This is a genomic window from Afifella pfennigii DSM 17143 (assembly GCF_000688515.1).
In the GTDB taxonomy this organism is placed as follows: Bacteria; Pseudomonadota; Alphaproteobacteria; order Rhizobiales; family Afifellaceae; genus Afifella; species Afifella pfennigii.
This window is the reverse complement of sequence record NZ_JHZK01000005.1, coordinates 15,339-29,208: the sequence shown is the minus strand read 5'-3', so window position 1 is coordinate 29,208 and position 13,870 is coordinate 15,339. Positions and strand designations below refer to the sequence as shown.

General features: G+C 66.5%; 14 protein-coding genes. All 14 read right to left on the bottom strand.

What is annotated here, in order from left to right; translation table 11 throughout:
• Nucleotide 1: 1 nt before the first annotated feature.
• Nucleotides 2-568 (bottom strand): fasciclin domain-containing protein, encoded by a 567-nt coding sequence (locus Q331_RS0105865; RefSeq protein ID WP_026379910.1) that lies wholly within the window; start codon nt 566-568, stop codon nt 2-4.
• Nucleotides 569-888: 320 nt separating this feature from the next.
• A complete protein-coding gene (locus Q331_RS0105860; RefSeq protein ID WP_026379909.1) occupies nt 889-1,101 on the bottom strand; it encodes a hypothetical protein in 213 nt (70 codons plus the stop codon).
• 134 nt (nt 1,102-1,235) lie between these two features.
• On the bottom strand, nt 1,236-2,087 hold the full coding sequence (locus Q331_RS0105855) for an ABC transporter ATP-binding protein (RefSeq protein WP_034491233.1): 852 nt from the start codon (nt 2,085-2,087) through the stop codon (nt 1,236-1,238).
• Between the two features lie 138 nt (nt 2,088-2,225).
• Nucleotides 2,226-3,548, bottom strand: a complete 1,323-nt coding sequence (locus tag Q331_RS0105850) for an ABC transporter substrate-binding protein (protein ID WP_026379907.1) — start codon at nt 3,546-3,548, stop codon at nt 2,226-2,228.
• 133 nt (nt 3,549-3,681) lie between these two features.
• Complete coding sequence (locus tag Q331_RS0105845; RefSeq protein WP_026379906.1) at nt 3,682-4,761, bottom strand: branched-chain amino acid ABC transporter permease; 1,080 nt, start codon at nt 4,759-4,761, stop codon at nt 3,682-3,684.
• Nucleotides 4,761-5,177, bottom strand: coding sequence for a VOC family protein (locus tag Q331_RS20230; RefSeq protein WP_210164917.1), 417 nt, complete (start codon nt 5,175-5,177; stop codon nt 4,761-4,763). The genes Q331_RS0105845 and Q331_RS20230 overlap by 1 nt, the downstream gene beginning before the upstream one ends.
• Nucleotide 5,178: 1 nt before the next feature.
• A complete protein-coding gene (locus Q331_RS0105835; RefSeq protein ID WP_026379905.1) occupies nt 5,179-6,156 on the bottom strand; it encodes a branched-chain amino acid ABC transporter permease in 978 nt (325 codons plus the stop codon).
• Nucleotides 6,153-6,836, bottom strand: coding sequence for an endonuclease domain-containing protein (locus tag Q331_RS24385; RefSeq protein ID WP_084174814.1), 684 nt, complete (start codon nt 6,834-6,836; stop codon nt 6,153-6,155). The genes Q331_RS0105835 and Q331_RS24385 overlap by 4 nt, the downstream gene beginning before the upstream one ends.
• A gap of 193 nt (nt 6,837-7,029) precedes the next feature.
• A complete protein-coding gene (locus Q331_RS20225; RefSeq protein WP_084174812.1) occupies nt 7,030-7,863 on the bottom strand; it encodes an ABC transporter ATP-binding protein in 834 nt (277 codons plus the stop codon).
• A 294-nt stretch (nt 7,864-8,157) separates the two neighbouring features.
• Nucleotides 8,158-10,155 carry an AMP-binding protein gene (locus Q331_RS0105825; RefSeq protein WP_034491231.1) on the bottom strand — a complete coding sequence of 666 codons (1,998 nt, stop codon included), beginning with the start codon at nt 10,153-10,155 and terminating at the stop codon, nt 8,158-8,160.
• A 259-nt stretch (nt 10,156-10,414) separates the two neighbouring features.
• The gene (locus tag Q331_RS20220; protein ID WP_051630678.1) at nt 10,415-11,995 is read right to left on the bottom strand and encodes a S8 family serine peptidase; all 1,581 of its coding nucleotides are present in this window, start codon (nt 11,993-11,995) and stop codon (nt 10,415-10,417) included.
• Nucleotides 11,996-12,113: 118 nt separating this feature from the next.
• On the bottom strand, nt 12,114-12,797 hold the full coding sequence (locus Q331_RS22915) for an anti-sigma factor (RefSeq protein ID WP_051630677.1): 684 nt from the start codon (nt 12,795-12,797) through the stop codon (nt 12,114-12,116).
• Nucleotides 12,794-13,381, bottom strand: coding sequence for a sigma-70 family RNA polymerase sigma factor (locus Q331_RS0105810; RefSeq protein ID WP_026379902.1), 588 nt, complete (start codon nt 13,379-13,381; stop codon nt 12,794-12,796). Before Q331_RS0105810 ends, Q331_RS22915 begins: the two co-directional genes overlap by 4 nt.
• Before the next feature lie 63 nt (nt 13,382-13,444).
• On the bottom strand, nt 13,445-13,849 hold the full coding sequence (locus Q331_RS0105805; protein ID WP_026379901.1) for a carboxymuconolactone decarboxylase family protein: 405 nt from the start codon (nt 13,847-13,849) through the stop codon (nt 13,445-13,447).
• Nucleotides 13,850-13,870: the final 21 nt, after the last annotated feature.

The window sequence follows — 13,870 nt, the reverse complement described above, 5'->3', positions numbered from 1 at the left end:
TTTAGCCGGCCGGCAGAAGCACCATGTCGATGACGTGCACCACGCCGTTCGACTGCATGACGTCAGCCTGCGTGACGGTAGCGCCGTTGCCGCTCTCGTCGATGATCACGAGCTTGTCGCCATCCATCTTCAAGGTCAGGGTATCGCCCGAAACCGTGGTGACATTGTGCTCGCCACCATCGTCCTTGACCATCTTGATGGCGGCATCCGACGTCGCCTTGGCGGCGACCACATGATAGGTGAGGATCTGCTGCAGCTTCTCCTTGTTCTCCGGCTTCAGCAGCGTCTCCACCGTGCCTTCCGGCAGCTTCTCGAAGGCGGCGTTGGTGGGCGCGAAGACGGTGAAGGGCCCCTCGCCGCTCAGCGTCTCGGCAAGGCCGGCGGCCTTCACCGCGGCGACGAGCGTGCTCAGGCTGTCGGCGGCCGCCGCATTCTCCACGATCGTCTTGTCGGGATACATCGTCGCCCCGCCGACCTTGCTCGGCGACATCGCCACGGCTGGCGCCGCGACAAGGGCGAGGAAAGCCACACCGGCAAGAGCAAAGCGCATCGTTCTCGTCTTGGACATGTCTGAAAACTCCCTTGGATTGGGCCGGGCAACTCTCCTGAAGGCCGGCCATGACCGCCCTTACGGAGCAAAGCTTGGAAAGGTTTCAGACTGGGCGATGCAATTTTTCCGGGGGCCGAGTTCCCGGGGCCGAGTTCCCGGGGGCCGCCGTTCCAGGCGGCCGCGTTCCAGGCGGCTGTCCCAAGGCCCGATCCTTCCGCACCGGTTTTCAGGCCGCGGTTTTCAGGCCCCAGTTTTCAGGCCCCAGTCTTCAGGCCCCAGTCTTCAGGCCCCAGTCTTCAGGCCCCAGTCTTCAGGCCCCAGTCTTCAGGCCCCAGTCTTCAGGCAACGAGCTGGCAGAGGCGGCGCACCTCGCGTGCCCCGGCCTCGCCGGCCGTCAGCCCCACCTCGCTGGCGATCCGGTCGACATCGCGCTGCACGTCGCAGCGGCGCCGCAAGGCCCGCACCAGCGCCTGCGCCGCCATGCGGCGCGCCGGATCGCCGGGGCCGTAGATTTCGCGCATCAACAGGACGAGTCTGGCGTCATCGCTCATGGCTGGTCTCCTTCGCCGCGCCAACGCCAATTAGCTCAAACTTGTTTCAACTTGTCGGCAAATCTTGGTTTCCATGCTTAGCGCGAGGTTAAACCCGCCGGGGACGGGTATCGCCTTGCCGCCTGGTGGGCCTTTCAGGCGAGCCAGCGCTTGCGGCGCTTGTAATGCTTGACCTCGCGGAAGCTCTTGCGTCCCTCGCCGCCGATGCCGAGGTAGAATTCCTTGACGTCCTCGTTCTCGCGCAGCGCCTTCGCCTCGCCGTCGAGGACGATACGCCCCGATTCCAGAATATAGCCGTAGGTGGCGTATTTCAGCGCCACATTGGTGTTCTGCTCCGCCAGCAGGAAAGCCACCTCTTCGTTGGTGTTGAGCTCCTTGACGATCTCGAAGATCTCTTCGACCAGCTGCGGGGCGAGCCCCATGGATGGTTCGTCGAGCAGGATCATCTTCGGGCGCGCCATCATCGCCCGGCCGATCGCCGTCATCTGCTGCTCGCCGCCCGACGTATATCCGGCCTGGCTGCCGCGCCGCTCCTTCAGCCTCGGGAAATAGCTATAGACGAGCTCAAGGTCGCGGCGGATGGCGGCCCAGCCGTCCTTGCGCGTATAGGCGCCGGTGAGAAGGTTCTCCTCCACCGTCAGGTGGCCGAAGCAGTGCCGTCCCTCCATCACCTGGATGCAGCCGCGGTTGACGAGGGCGTTCGGCGTCAGCTTTTCCACCCGCTCGCCGCGGAACTCGATGGCACCCTTGGTCACCTCGCCGCGCTCGGCCCTGAGGAGATTGGAGATCGCCTTCAGCGTCGTCGTCTTGCCGGCGCCGTTGGCGCCGAGCAGCGCGACGATCCCGCGCTGCGGCACGGTCAGCGACACGCCCTTCAGGACCAGGATGACGTGGTCGTAGATGACCTCCACATTGGTGACCCTGAGGATCGGGTCTGAGACCTTCTCGGCGAGAGCGTCGCCGGCCGAGCTTTCCAGTGCAACCATCGCGGTCTTTCCTTGACGCCGCGGCAGGCTGCAACGTCCCGTCAGCCCGCCAAAGTCTCAAAATTGCGCACACGTCCCGCGGCCACCGGCCACGCGGGGGGTGGCCGGCGTGTTGCCGACCACCGCAAGCACGGCGCCTCAGCTACCGGAGGCGCATTCCACCTGCCGCTCCGGCCAGGGGGCGTTGCTCTTGACGTATTCCTCCGCCGCCGCCTCCAAGAGCGGGGAGACGACATCGGTCATCGGCGAGAACCAGTCGGAGGCCGGCACCCATGTCTGGCCGTCCCATTCCTGGACATAGACCTCGTGATGGCCCGAATGGTCCTCGCAGCTCACCTTGACCGGGCGCATGAAGCCTTCCAGCCCCATCTCCTTGATCCGCTCTTCGGTGATGTCGAGGTTCTCCAGCCCGGCGCGCATGTCCTCGGCGTTGATGACGTCCTTGCCGGTCATCTCCTGGGCGGTGCGGATCGCCTCGGCGATGAGCACGGAGTTGTAGACGCCGCGATTGTAGAGGTTTTCGCCGAACTTATCGCCTTCAACCTGGCTCTTGCCGGCATCGACGACATGCTCCTTGATGTCGGCGAGCGCCGGATAGTCGGCGCCGGTGCCGTGGAAGTTCAAGGTGCGGTAGCCATTGGCCTGGGCGCCGCCGGCCCTGGCATCGTCGTCGCCGCCCGACCACCAGACGCCGTAGAACTTGTCCATCGGATAGCGGATCTTGGTGGCTTCCTTCACCGCCGTCGGGTTCATCGCGCCCCAGCCCCACATGATCATGTAGTCCGGGTTGTCGCGGCGCACGTTCAGCCATTGCGAGGACTGGTTCTGCATCTCCTTGCCGGGCACCGGATACTGGGTGACCTCAAAGCCGTAATTCTCCGCGAGCTGCTCCAGAAGCGGGATAGGCTCGCGGCCGTAGCCGGCGTCGAGGAAGATGTAGCCGATCTTCTTGCCCTGAAGGTTGTCAAGGCCGCCCTCGCGCTCGCCGATATCCTTGATGATGGCCGAAAGCCCGTCCCAGTAGGTCGCCGGCGGGTTGAACACCCACGGGAAGGTGTCGCCCTCGGCGGCGGCGGAGAGCCCATAGGCCATGGAAAGGATCGGCACCTTGTCGACCGAGGCCTTGGGGATGAGCTGCAGGGTGATGCCGGTCGAATAGGGATTGTAGACCAGCGCGCCGTTGCCCTTGGTGCCTTCGTAGCATTCGACGCCCTTCTGGGTGTCGTAGCCGGTCTCGCATTCCTCGATGGTCAGCTTGACGCCGCCGATGCCCCCGTCGCGCTCGTTCAGCATGGTGAGATAGTCGGACATGCCGTTGGCGATGGGGATGCCGGAGCCGGCGAAGGGGCCGGTGCGGTAGGTCAAAAGCGGGATATAGAGCGATTCCTGCGCGAAGGCTTCGGCCGCCATCCCTGTCATGGCGACAAAAGCCGCGCCCAAGGCGAGCTTTTTCAACATCATCGTTTCCCTCCCAGTTCGGGTCTTTGCCCGCGTTCTCCTGGACCTTTCTCCCATTGTTCGGGCCCGGTCCGTGGCCCGATGGTAGCTTGCCCCACGTTGCGGTCAAACGAGGATTGCAAGATCTTTCCCTCCTCTACCCGTAGGGGAAGGGCCAGACGCGCAGCTTCTCCTTGCCGATCTGCCACAGCCGGGCGAGGCCGTGCGGCTCGGCGATGAGGAAGAAGATGATCAGCGCGCCGGTGATCATGAAGGTGAGGTGCTGCACCGTCTCAGCCCCGATATCGATGCCGAGCCCGGGCAGGGTGAAGCGCAACAGCACCGGCAGGATCCACAGGAAGGCGGCGCCGAAATAGGAGCCCATCAGCGAGCCGAGCCCGCCCAGGATCGCCATGAACAGGATCTGGAAGGAGAGCGAGATGGAGAAGGCCGAGGGCTCCGCCGCGCCCAGCCAGAAGAACACCATCATCGCCCCGGCGACGCCGCAGATATAGGAGGAGACGGCGAAGGCGGAGAGCTTGGCGTAAAGCGGGCGAATGCCGATGAGCTCGGCGGCGATATCCATATCGCGGATCATCATCCAGGAGCGGCCGATATGGCCGCGGATGACGTTCTTCATCAGGAACGTGATGGCGAGGGTGACGCACAGCACGATGAAGTAGCGCGTCAGCGGGTCCGCCGCCGGGCCGCAGGCGATGACGCCGAAGGCCTCGCGCTGCGGCACCTCGATGGCGCCGGAGGCGTTGTAATTGTAGAGCCAGGGAATGCGGATGAAGCACCATTCCAGGAAGAACTGCGCCGCCAGCGTCGTCACCGCGAGATAGAGCCCCTTGATCCTGAGCGAGGGCAGGCCGAAGACGATGCCGATCCCGGCGGAAAAGACGCCCGACACGACGACCAGGAGGATGATGTTCGCTTCGGGGAAGAAGGTGGTCAGCTTGTAGGCCGCATAGGCTCCCACCCCCATGAAGGCGCCGGTGCCGAGCGAAAGCTGGCCGGCATAGCCCGTCAGGATATTCAGCCCGATCGTCGCGCAGGCGAAGATGAGGAACGGGATCATGATGGAGGCGAGGAAGAAATCGTTGGCGAAGACGGGCACGACGATGAAGGCGACGAGCAGCGTCAGGACAAGGCCCACCCGGTCCTCGCGCAGCGGAAACACGGCCTGGTCGGCCGCATAGGACGTCTTGAACTGGCCGGCTTCCCTGTACAGCATTAGGCGTCCTTCTCGACATTGGCTTCCGGCGGGAACCAGGCGGTGGCCGCCTCGGCGAAATGGCGGCGCTGCGGGCCGACGACGCAGAAGCGGTGCCCGGTCGGCGCCTCCATGACGACCCATTCCTTGATCGCGGCGACCTTCCTGGCGCCGAGGGCCTCCAGCCTGGCGACTTCGGCGCCCTCGTCGTCGGTCTCCATATCCAGATGCACGCGGCTGTCGTGATCCACCGCCTGCAGGATGATCTTCGGCTCATCGCCCGGCACGGCGAGGCCGACATAGTTCGGGTCGTCCTCGTCGTAGATCGCCTCGTAGCCGAAGGCGGCCGACCAGAAGCGCGCCGCCTCGCCAAGGTCGTCGGTGCGGCAGTCGATGACGAGCGCCCCGAGCCGGCTTTTGTGCATGGCAACGCTCATCTCACACCCGCTCGATGATCCGCTCGCCGAAGAGGCCCTGCGGTCTGAAGAGGAGGAAGATGAGGGCGATCACATAGGCGAGCCAGCTCTCGATGCCGCCGCCGACCAGCGGGCCCCAATAGATTTCGCCGAGCTTTTCGCCGATGCCGATGATGAGCCCGCCGACGATGGCGCCGGGAATAGAGGTGAAGCCGCCGAGGATGAGGACGGGCAGGGCCTTCAAGGCGACGATTTCCAGCGCAAAGGAGACGTCGGAACGCGCCCCCCACATGATGCCGGTGGCGAGCGCCACGATGCCGGCGGCGAACCAGACGATCGCCCAGATCTGGTTGAGCGAAATGCCCACCGACAGCGCCGCCTGATGGTCGTCGGCGACGGCGCGGAGCGCCCTGCCGATGCGCGTCTTGTTGAAGAAGATGCCGAGCACCGTCACCATGACGACGGCGATGACGGCGGCGGCGATGTCGATATGCTGCAGGATGATGAGGCCCGGCCCGCCCTCGCGCCCGAGCCCCGGCGGCTCCAGGACGGTGGAGCCGGTCGGCAGGCCGAGCTCTTCCGTCACCATCACCTTCGGCTCGCCGCCGAAGATGAACTCGCCGAAGCCGATGAGGAAATAGGTGAGCCCGATCGTCGACATGAGGAGGATGATCTCGGGCTGGTTGACGAGATGGCGCATGACGAGGCCTTCGACGGCGAGCGCCAGGACCCCCATGATGGCGATGGCGAGGATCAGCGCCAGCCAGGCCGGCACGCCGGCCTCGTAGAGGCCGACCAGCGACAGCGCGGCGAAGACGACCATGATGCCTTGGGCGAAGTTGAAGACGCCGGAGGCCTTGAAGATGAGCACGAAGCCGAGCGCGATGAGGGCGTAGAGGATGCCGGCGACGGAGCCCTCCCACAGAACCTGCAGGAAGAAATCCGGCTGCGCGCCCATCTGCACGAAGGGATCGACGAAGACAGTGTAAAGCGCGTTCATCGATGCCACTCCACCTCGCGCTTTGCGCCCGCGCCTTGGTCACGGGGCCGCGATCTGAGATCCGCCGGCGCGCCCTGCGCCCCACACTCCCCCTGAGGCGCCCCGCGAGAGTATCGTTCGCGCCGTAGGCGCGGGGTGGGGTGTGCTGAATCTGCCGCTTTTTCGGAAGGGGCCCGAAGCCTAGGGCGCCTCCCCCCCTCCCGCCGTCCCTCGCTGTCGCTCGAGCCGGCGACCTCCCCCCTCAAGGGGGAGGAGGGAGCGTGTGGGAAGCGCGTTACACGATCTCGCCGCCCCAACAGAGCCGGCTCGGCGTTCGTCGCACCGTGCAGAGCCGCATAGATGGTGTCGAGAACAGAGCCTATCTCGCGCAGGATATCGCCGTTCCAGAAGCGCAGAACGCGATAGCCTTCGCCTTCAAGGAAGTGGTCGCGACGCTGATCAGAAGGCCTGTGCGGGTTCCGGCCATGCTGCTCACCATCCACCTCGACGACGAGGCGTGCGCCGAGGCAAGCGAAGTCGGCGATGCAGGGACCGATCGGCACCTGCCTGCGAAAATGTGTGCCCGGCGTTTCAATATCCTTCAGGCGCGCCCACAGCTTCGCTTCGGCCGGTGTCATCTCCGCTCGCAACCGGCGGGCCCGCGCGCGCTTCAAGACGCTGAGACTCCCTTTATTGCTCATGAGCTCACCGCAATCTGCCACCCTCCCCTGGAGGGGGAGGGTCGGCCCGCAGGGCCGGGGTGGGGTGGAGCCAAGAGTGCCGAAGAGGAGGCCGTCACCCCCTCCCGCCGTCCCTCGCTGTCGCTCGAGCCGGCGACCTCCCCCCTCAAGGGGGAGGAGGGTGCCAAACGAAGAGCTGCGACACGCACGCCCATCAATGCGCCACTCCCAGATAGGCGTCGATGACCTTCTGGTTGCCGCGCACCTCCTCGGGCGTGCCGTCGGCGATCTTGGAGCCGTAATCGAGGACGACGACGCGGTCCGAAAGGTCCATGACGACGCCCATATCGTGCTCGATGAGGGCGATGGTGGTGCCGAACTGGTCGGAGACGTCGAGGATGAAGCGGCTCATATCCTCCTTCTCCTCCAGGTTCATGCCGGCCATCGGCTCGTCGAGGAGAAGAAGCTCCGGCTCCATGGCGAGCGCCCTGCCGAGCTCCACCCGCTTCTGCAGCCCGTAGGGCAATTTGCCGACCGGCGTCTTGCGGATGTGCTGGATCTCCAGGAAGTCGATGATCTCCTCCACGCGGCGGCGATGGGCGATCTCCTCGCGCTGCGCCGGCCCGACCCAAAGAAGCTGCCAGAAGAAATTGCGGTGCATCTTCAGGGAGCGGCCCGACATGATGTTGTCGAGCGTCGACATGCCCTTGAACAGGGCGACGTTCTGGAAGGTGCGGGCAATCCCCTGGCTCGCCGCCTCGTGCGGGCGCATCTTGCGCCGCGTGGCGCCCTTGAAGGTGATGGTGCCTTCCTGCGGATGATAGAAGCCGTTGATGACGTTGAGCATCGATGTCTTGCCGGCGCCATTGGGGCCGATGATGGCGCGGATCTCGCCCTTTCTGATGTCGAAGGAGACATGCGAAATCGCCTTCACCCCGCCGAAGGAGAGCGACACGTCGTCGACGGCGAGCAGCACCTCGCCGTTCTGGCGCGCCGCTTCCTTGCGCGGCGCCGAGCCCGGCCCGCCATTTTGCGGATCAACGCGCATCGCTCGCCCCAGAGGCAAACAAAGGCCGCAGAAGCCCTTCAGCGCTCCGCGAGCGCCAGGCACCCCGCCCTCCCCTCGAGGGGGAGGGTCGCGCCGGAGGCGCGCGGTGGGGTGAAGCCAAGAGCGCCGTAGCGGAGGCTGTCACCCCCTGCCACCGCACTCGCTTCGCTCGGCGGTGACCTCCCCCCTCGAGGGGGAGGTGGGAGCGTGCTGCAGCCCTGTTGAATGAAGGCTGGTCCCGAACCTGGTTCAGGAACGAAGCGTCGGCTCCGATGCAAAGCTTCAAGCCCACCCTCACTCCGCGGCCTCCGCCAGCTTCGGCTCCGCGCCCTTGGCCGGCGCGTGGACCTTCATGTCGATGATCTTCACATCCGCCGCGATCATGCCCTTGCGCCCGTCCTCGAAGGTCACCTCGGTGCGCGCATGCACCTCGCTCGAACCGTCGTAGAGCGCCTCGATAAGCTCGCCGTAGCGTTCCGCGATGAAGGAGCGGCGGACCTTCTGGGTGCGGGTCAACTCGCCGTCGTCGGCGTCGAGCTCCTTGTGCAGGATGAGGAAGCGATGGATCTGCGCCCCGGCCATCATCGGCTCGCCGGCAAGATCGCGGTTCACCTGGTCGACATGCCCGGTGATCGCCTCGATCACCTGCGGATGCTGCGACAGCTCCTGGTAGCTGGCATAGGAGATGTTGTTGCGCTCCGCCCAGCTGCCGACGGCCGTGAGATCGATATTGATGAAGCAGGCGACCATGTCGCGCTGGTCGCCGAAGGCCACGGCCTCCTTGATGTTGGGATAGAATTTGAGCTTGTTCTCCACGTATTTGGGCGGGAACAGCGCACCGTCGGTCAGCTTGCCGACATCCTTGGCGCGATCGATGATCTTCAGGTGCCCGCTCTTGTCGAAGAAGCCGGCATCGCCGGTATGCACCCAGCCGTCCTCGGTCTTGGTCGCCCGCGTCGCCTCCTCCTGCCTGTAATAGCCGAGAAAGACGCCCGGCGAGCGGTAGAGCACCTCGCCGCTCTCGGCGATCTTGATCTCCACATCGGGCGCCGGCGTGCCGACCGTGTCGGCATGGATCTCCCCGTCCGGCTGCATGGTGATGTAGACGGAGGCTTCCGTCTGGCCGTAGAGCTGCTTCAGGTTGATGCCGAGCGCCCGGTAGAAGCGGAAGATTTCCGGCCCGATGGCCTCGCCGGCCGTGTAGCCGACCTTAAGGCGCGAGAAGCCGAGCCGGTTCTTCACCGGCCCGTAGACGAGGAAGTCGCCGAGCCGGTAGAGGAGCCGGTCCGTCAAGGACACCTTCTCGCCGTTGAGGAGCTTCTCGCCGACGCGGCGGGCGAGCCCCAGGAAGGCGTGGAAGGTCTTGTATTTCGCCCGCCCGGCATCCTCCATACGCACCATGATCATGGTGAGAAGGTTCTCAAACACGCGCGGCGGGGCGAAGAAATAGGTGGGGCCGAGCTCGCGCCGGTCCTGGATCACCGTTTCCGGGCTTTCCGGGCAGGCGACGCAGTAGCCGGCGCAATAGGACTGGGCATAGGAGAAGATGTGATCGCCCACCCAGGCCATGGGCAGATAGGCGACGACCTCCTCGCTTTCATCCAGATGATCGAAGCGGTTGCCGTTCTGGGCGGAGATGACGAGGTTGTCGAAGGAGAGCATCACCCCCTTCGGGCGGCCGGTGGTGCCGGAGGTATAGAGAAGGATGGCAAGGTCAGAGCCCTTGCCCTCCGCGATCAGGGCCTCCCACTCGCCCTTGGCCTCAGGCGAGGCGGCAAGGCGCTCGCGTCCCTTCTCGCGGACCCATTCGAAGGCATGCAGATGCTCCGGGTCGTAATCCCTCAGCCCGCGCGGATCGTCGTAGACGATGGTCGTGAGGCTCGGCACCTCGGAGGCGACGGAAAGAAGCTTGTCGACCTGCTCCTGGTCCTCCACCACCGCCGCCGCCACCTCCGCATGGGCGAGCACATAGGCCATCTCCTCGGCGACGGAATCGGCATAGAGCGGCACCGGCACGGCGCCGAGCGCCTGGGCGGCGCACATCGACCAGTAAAGCCTCGGCCGATTCTGGCCTATAATGGCTATCTTGTCTCCACGCTTCAGGCCGAGACCGGCAAGACCGATGGAAAAGGCGCGGATTTCGTCAAGGACATCCTTCCAGCTCCAGGTCTGCCAGATGCCCAAATCCTTCTCGCGCATCGCCGGCCGCTCGCCGCGCATGTCGGCATTGCGCAACAATAGTTTGGGAAAAGTATCGTGACGGGCGATCGCCGCGGCAACGCCATCCGCCATCAAGCTATTTCCTCACCCTCGGACGGCGCTTGTTGTCGCGCTCGTTCCTTTCAACTTGCCGGCACTGTAGCCGTGGCAGACGGCAAATCAAGCACCTAGCGCATATCTCGGCCTCCTCCTTTGGTGCTATAGGAGCCGGGCTCGGGCGCCGCGCCCACAAACGCGGCTTTCGCCGGCAAGCGGAAGACGCCAAAGCGGCGAGCCCGGAAGAGCCCGCCGCCTTGCTTGTGCTTCAAGGCCGTCCGCGCCCGTCCGGGCCTCAGCGGCCGGCGGCAAGACGCCGCGGCATGGCCGCAAGTGCCCTGTCGGCCTGCGGCAGGCCGGAGCCGAAACGCTCGTCGCGTCCAGGCTCGCCGAGATCGACGGCCGCGCTCGCCAGCGCCGCCACCGCTTCCTCCCCGCTCATCTGCGGCTGGCGCTCCAGCATCAGGGCGATGAGCCCGCTGACATGGGCGGCGGCGAGCGAGGTGCCGCTGGCCACCTGGTAGGAGGCCTCTGGCGCCGGGGCGAGGATGTCGACGCCGGGCGCGGCAAGCGCGATATGCGCGCCGGCATTGGCTTGCCTGAAGGCGCTGTCGTCGGCGCCGGTCGCCGTCACCGCGATGACGCCCTCATAGGCGGCCGGGTAGAGCGGCGGCGAGGCGGCGCCCGCATTGCCGGCGGCCGCGACCAGGATCATCTTCCTGGCGAGCGCCGCCTTCACCATGTCGGCAAGCAGCGGGTCGGCGGGCCCGGCGAAGCTCATATTGACGAGCCGCGCGCCCGTCTCGTGGGCGAAATCGAGGCCGCGGGCGATATCGAAGCTGGAGCCCCTCGTCCTGCCGGCCTCGTCTTCCCGGAAGGCCGCGACGGCGACGATCTGGCTGTCGGGCGCCGCGCCGCGCAGCGTTCCGCGCGCCGCGATGACGCCGGCGATGCCGGTGCCGTGCGCATCGGCCGTGTCGCCTTCCGCCTCAAGCGCGCTGAAGCTTTCCACGATGGCGCCGTTGAGCTCCGGATGGGCCGCGTCGACGGGCGAATCGATGACCGCCACGCGCACCTGTCGGCCGCGCGCCAGGCCATGCGCCTCATCCAGACGCAGCTTGTGCAGCGCATATTGCATGGCCGACATATCGTCCTTCGGGCGCGCCGCGGGCAGCGCCTGAAGCTGCATCTCCTGCAGGCTGTAGAGATAGTTCGGCTGAACGAAGGCGACCCTTGGGTCGACCTCCAGGGCCGCGATCGCCTGGCGCACCGAGCGGCCGCCGAGAATGCGGTAGCGATAGACGCTGGTCGCGGCCAAATCGAATTCCCGGCGGTCGATTTCCTCCAGCCGCACCCAGCCGGCGATATCGCGGATCGCGCCCTCGCCGGTGCCGGCGCGGTAGCGCACCACCACCTCGTCCTCCATGAAGCGGTTCTCGCCGACCGGCGGGATGCCGGAGACGCGGCTCGGCCCGCGCACGGGCTGGCGCGGCGCCGCGCGCTGCGGCCTCGCCTGCGGCTGGGCGCGCGCCTTGCGCACCGCCGGCTTGTGCCGCGCGGCCGGGGCGATGTGCACCGGCCTTGGCCGGCTCACGCGCTCCGGCCGATAGACCCGCACGGGAGGCGGAGCCGTGTGGAGGACGGGGGGAGGCGGACGAAAGACGACCGGCGGCGGCATGAAGCCGAAGCCGATGCCGATGCCGGCACCGCCGAAGCCTCTGGAGCCCCCGGAGCCCCCGGAGCCTTGCCCGCGCGGAACATGCGTCGGCTTGGCGCCGAAGGCGATGTTCTCTTGGGCGCTGGCGGGCGAGCCGGGCAGCGCCAAGCCGGCAAGCAAAAGGCTGGCCGCAAGGCCGAAAGCGGATGTGAAGCGCATCGTTTCCTCCCGAAAAGACGAGGCGTCGGCGCGGCACCTTTCCGCGCCTTGCGCAATCTTCCAGCTTGCGCCGCCCGCATCTGTGCGATGGCGCACAGGTCGAGGCTCGGCGCCGGCGTCAGTTCGCCGGCAGGACGGTGCGCACCAGCCGGCTCTCCGCCTTCAGGAGGTCAAGGATCTCCTCCGCGCTCTCGCCCTCGCCCGCTTCCACCTCGACCCGGTAAAGGCCGCCGGCGAGCGGGCCTTCCACGATGCGCGCGCCGCGTTCGGCGAGAAAGGCGGAGACCTCGGCCATGGAGGCCCGCGGCTGGAAGGCGAGAAGGAAGGCCGGCCCCGCCGCTCCTGCCGGGCCCTCGCCGGAGGCGGTCTCGTAGATGGCGCCCTCCTCGCCCGCCATCTGGGTGCTGATGACCACCGCCTGGCCGATGACGACGGCAACGAGGAAGATCGCGGCGAAGGCGACCTGACCGGGCGACAGCGACTGGAAGAAGCCGCCGAAGCGAGCGATCCATCCCGGCGCGGCACCGCCGGCGCTTTTTTGCGCGGCAAGCCGCTCCTCGGCCTCAAGCCGCGCCATGAAGCGCTCCGCCGCGCCCGGCGAGGGCAGCGGCAGGGCCTCGCCGGCGGCAAGGGCGGCGAGGCGGTCCTCCTCGATGAGGGCGAGCTGGCGGGCAAGGTCGGCGTCGGTCTCCAACAGCCGGGCGATCTTCCTCGCCTCGCCCTCGTCGAGACGCGCGGCGGCGTACCAGGGCAGCAGCGCCTCCGCCTCCTCGCGGTCCATCGCCTTGTCGTCGCTCGTCATGGCCAACCTCGATCGATCCCGGCCTCGGCCATCAGCTCCGAAAGCCGCTTGCGGGCGTGAAACATGCGCGTCTTGACGGTGTTGTCGGGGATGCCGAGAAGCGCGGCGATCTCCTTGATGGAGAGCTCCTGGTAGTAGACGAGATCGACGATCTCGCGATGCACCTCGGAGAGCCTGCCGATGCAGGCCGTAAGCTGCCCGGCCTTGCTTGCCTTCTGGGCGCTGAGCTCGGGCGTGTCGGCGCTGTCCGCCACCGAGGCGATCTCCTCCTCCTCGGCGCTGTCCTCGCGCCGCTTGCGCCGCGCCGCCAGCGCCTTGAAGCGGGCAATGCCGAGGATCCAGGTGGTGACGCGCGAACGGAACTGGAAACGATCCGCCTGGCGCCAGATATCGAGAAAGGTGTCACTGGTGATGTCCTCCGCAAGGGCCTCATCGCGCACCATCTGGAAGACGAAGCGGAACACCCTCACCTGATGGCGCGCAAACAGCGTCTGCATGGCGGCCCGCTCGCCATCTGCGATCTTGCGGAGAAGATCCTCGTCGCTATCGCCCTCACGGGCGCGTTCGGAGGCAAGCGGGCTCATGAGGCTTGGTGTCCCGACCGGCCGGAAAGGTTCATCGCGCCCTCCAAAATCCGGCAGCCAAGATCAGGTGGAGGCCGAGGCGACAAATTGCGCGTCGATGGGCACGCCGAGCCCGTCGACCAGCCGGTTGGTCTCGTTGGCCATCCCGACGACGGCAAGAAGCTCGCCGAACATCTCCTCGCTCATGCCGGCCTTCCTCGCCGCCGCGCCATGGCTCGCCGTGCAATAGGCGCAGCCATTGGTGATGGAGACGGCAAGGTAGAGCATCTCCTTCACCATCGGATCGAGCGCGCCCGGCGCCATCACTTGCTTGAGGCTTTCCCAGGTGCGGGAAAGCAGCGCCGGATGGTTCGCCAGCGCCTTCCAGAAATTGTTGACGTCGGGAACGCCCCGCACCCGCTTGATGTCGTCGAAGACGGCGCGCACCTGCGCGCTCGCCTCGCCGTATTCGATGAGCCTTGCCGGCATCGCCGCCTCCCGCTTTTTGCG

Excerpts from the sequence above, each read along its gene's own strand:
- Q331_RS0105865 (WP_026379910.1), bottom strand. The coding sequence starts at position 568 with ATGTCCAAGACGAGAACGATGCGCTTTGCTCTTGCCGGTGTGGCTTTC.
- Q331_RS0105860 (WP_026379909.1), bottom strand. The coding sequence starts at position 1,101 with ATGAGCGATGACGCCAGACTCGTCCTGTTGATGCGCGAAATCTACGGC.
- Q331_RS0105855 (WP_034491233.1), bottom strand. The coding sequence starts at position 2,087 with ATGGTTGCACTGGAAAGCTCGGCCGGCGACGCTCTCGCCGAGAAGGTC.
- Q331_RS0105850 (WP_026379907.1), bottom strand. The coding sequence starts at position 3,548 with ATGATGTTGAAAAAGCTCGCCTTGGGCGCGGCTTTTGTCGCCATGACA.
- Q331_RS0105845 (WP_026379906.1), bottom strand. The coding sequence starts at position 4,761 with ATGCTGTACAGGGAAGCCGGCCAGTTCAAGACGTCCTATGCGGCCGAC.
- Q331_RS20230 (WP_210164917.1), bottom strand. The coding sequence starts at position 5,177 with ATGAGCGTTGCCATGCACAAAAGCCGGCTCGGGGCGCTCGTCATCGAC.
- Q331_RS0105835 (WP_026379905.1), bottom strand. The coding sequence starts at position 6,156 with ATGAACGCGCTTTACACTGTCTTCGTCGATCCCTTCGTGCAGATGGGC.
- Q331_RS24385 (WP_084174814.1), bottom strand. The coding sequence starts at position 6,836 with ATGAGCAATAAAGGGAGTCTCAGCGTCTTGAAGCGCGCGCGGGCCCGC.
- Q331_RS20225 (WP_084174812.1), bottom strand. The coding sequence starts at position 7,863 with ATGCGCGTTGATCCGCAAAATGGCGGGCCGGGCTCGGCGCCGCGCAAG.
- Q331_RS0105825 (WP_034491231.1), bottom strand. The coding sequence starts at position 10,155 with ATGGCGGATGGCGTTGCCGCGGCGATCGCCCGTCACGATACTTTTCCC.
- Q331_RS20220 (WP_051630678.1), bottom strand. The coding sequence starts at position 11,995 with ATGCGCTTCACATCCGCTTTCGGCCTTGCGGCCAGCCTTTTGCTTGCC.
- Q331_RS22915 (WP_051630677.1), bottom strand. The coding sequence starts at position 12,797 with ATGACGAGCGACGACAAGGCGATGGACCGCGAGGAGGCGGAGGCGCTG.
- Q331_RS0105810 (WP_026379902.1), bottom strand. The coding sequence starts at position 13,381 with ATGAGCCCGCTTGCCTCCGAACGCGCCCGTGAGGGCGATAGCGACGAG.
- Q331_RS0105805 (WP_026379901.1), bottom strand. The coding sequence starts at position 13,849 with ATGCCGGCAAGGCTCATCGAATACGGCGAGGCGAGCGCGCAGGTGCGC.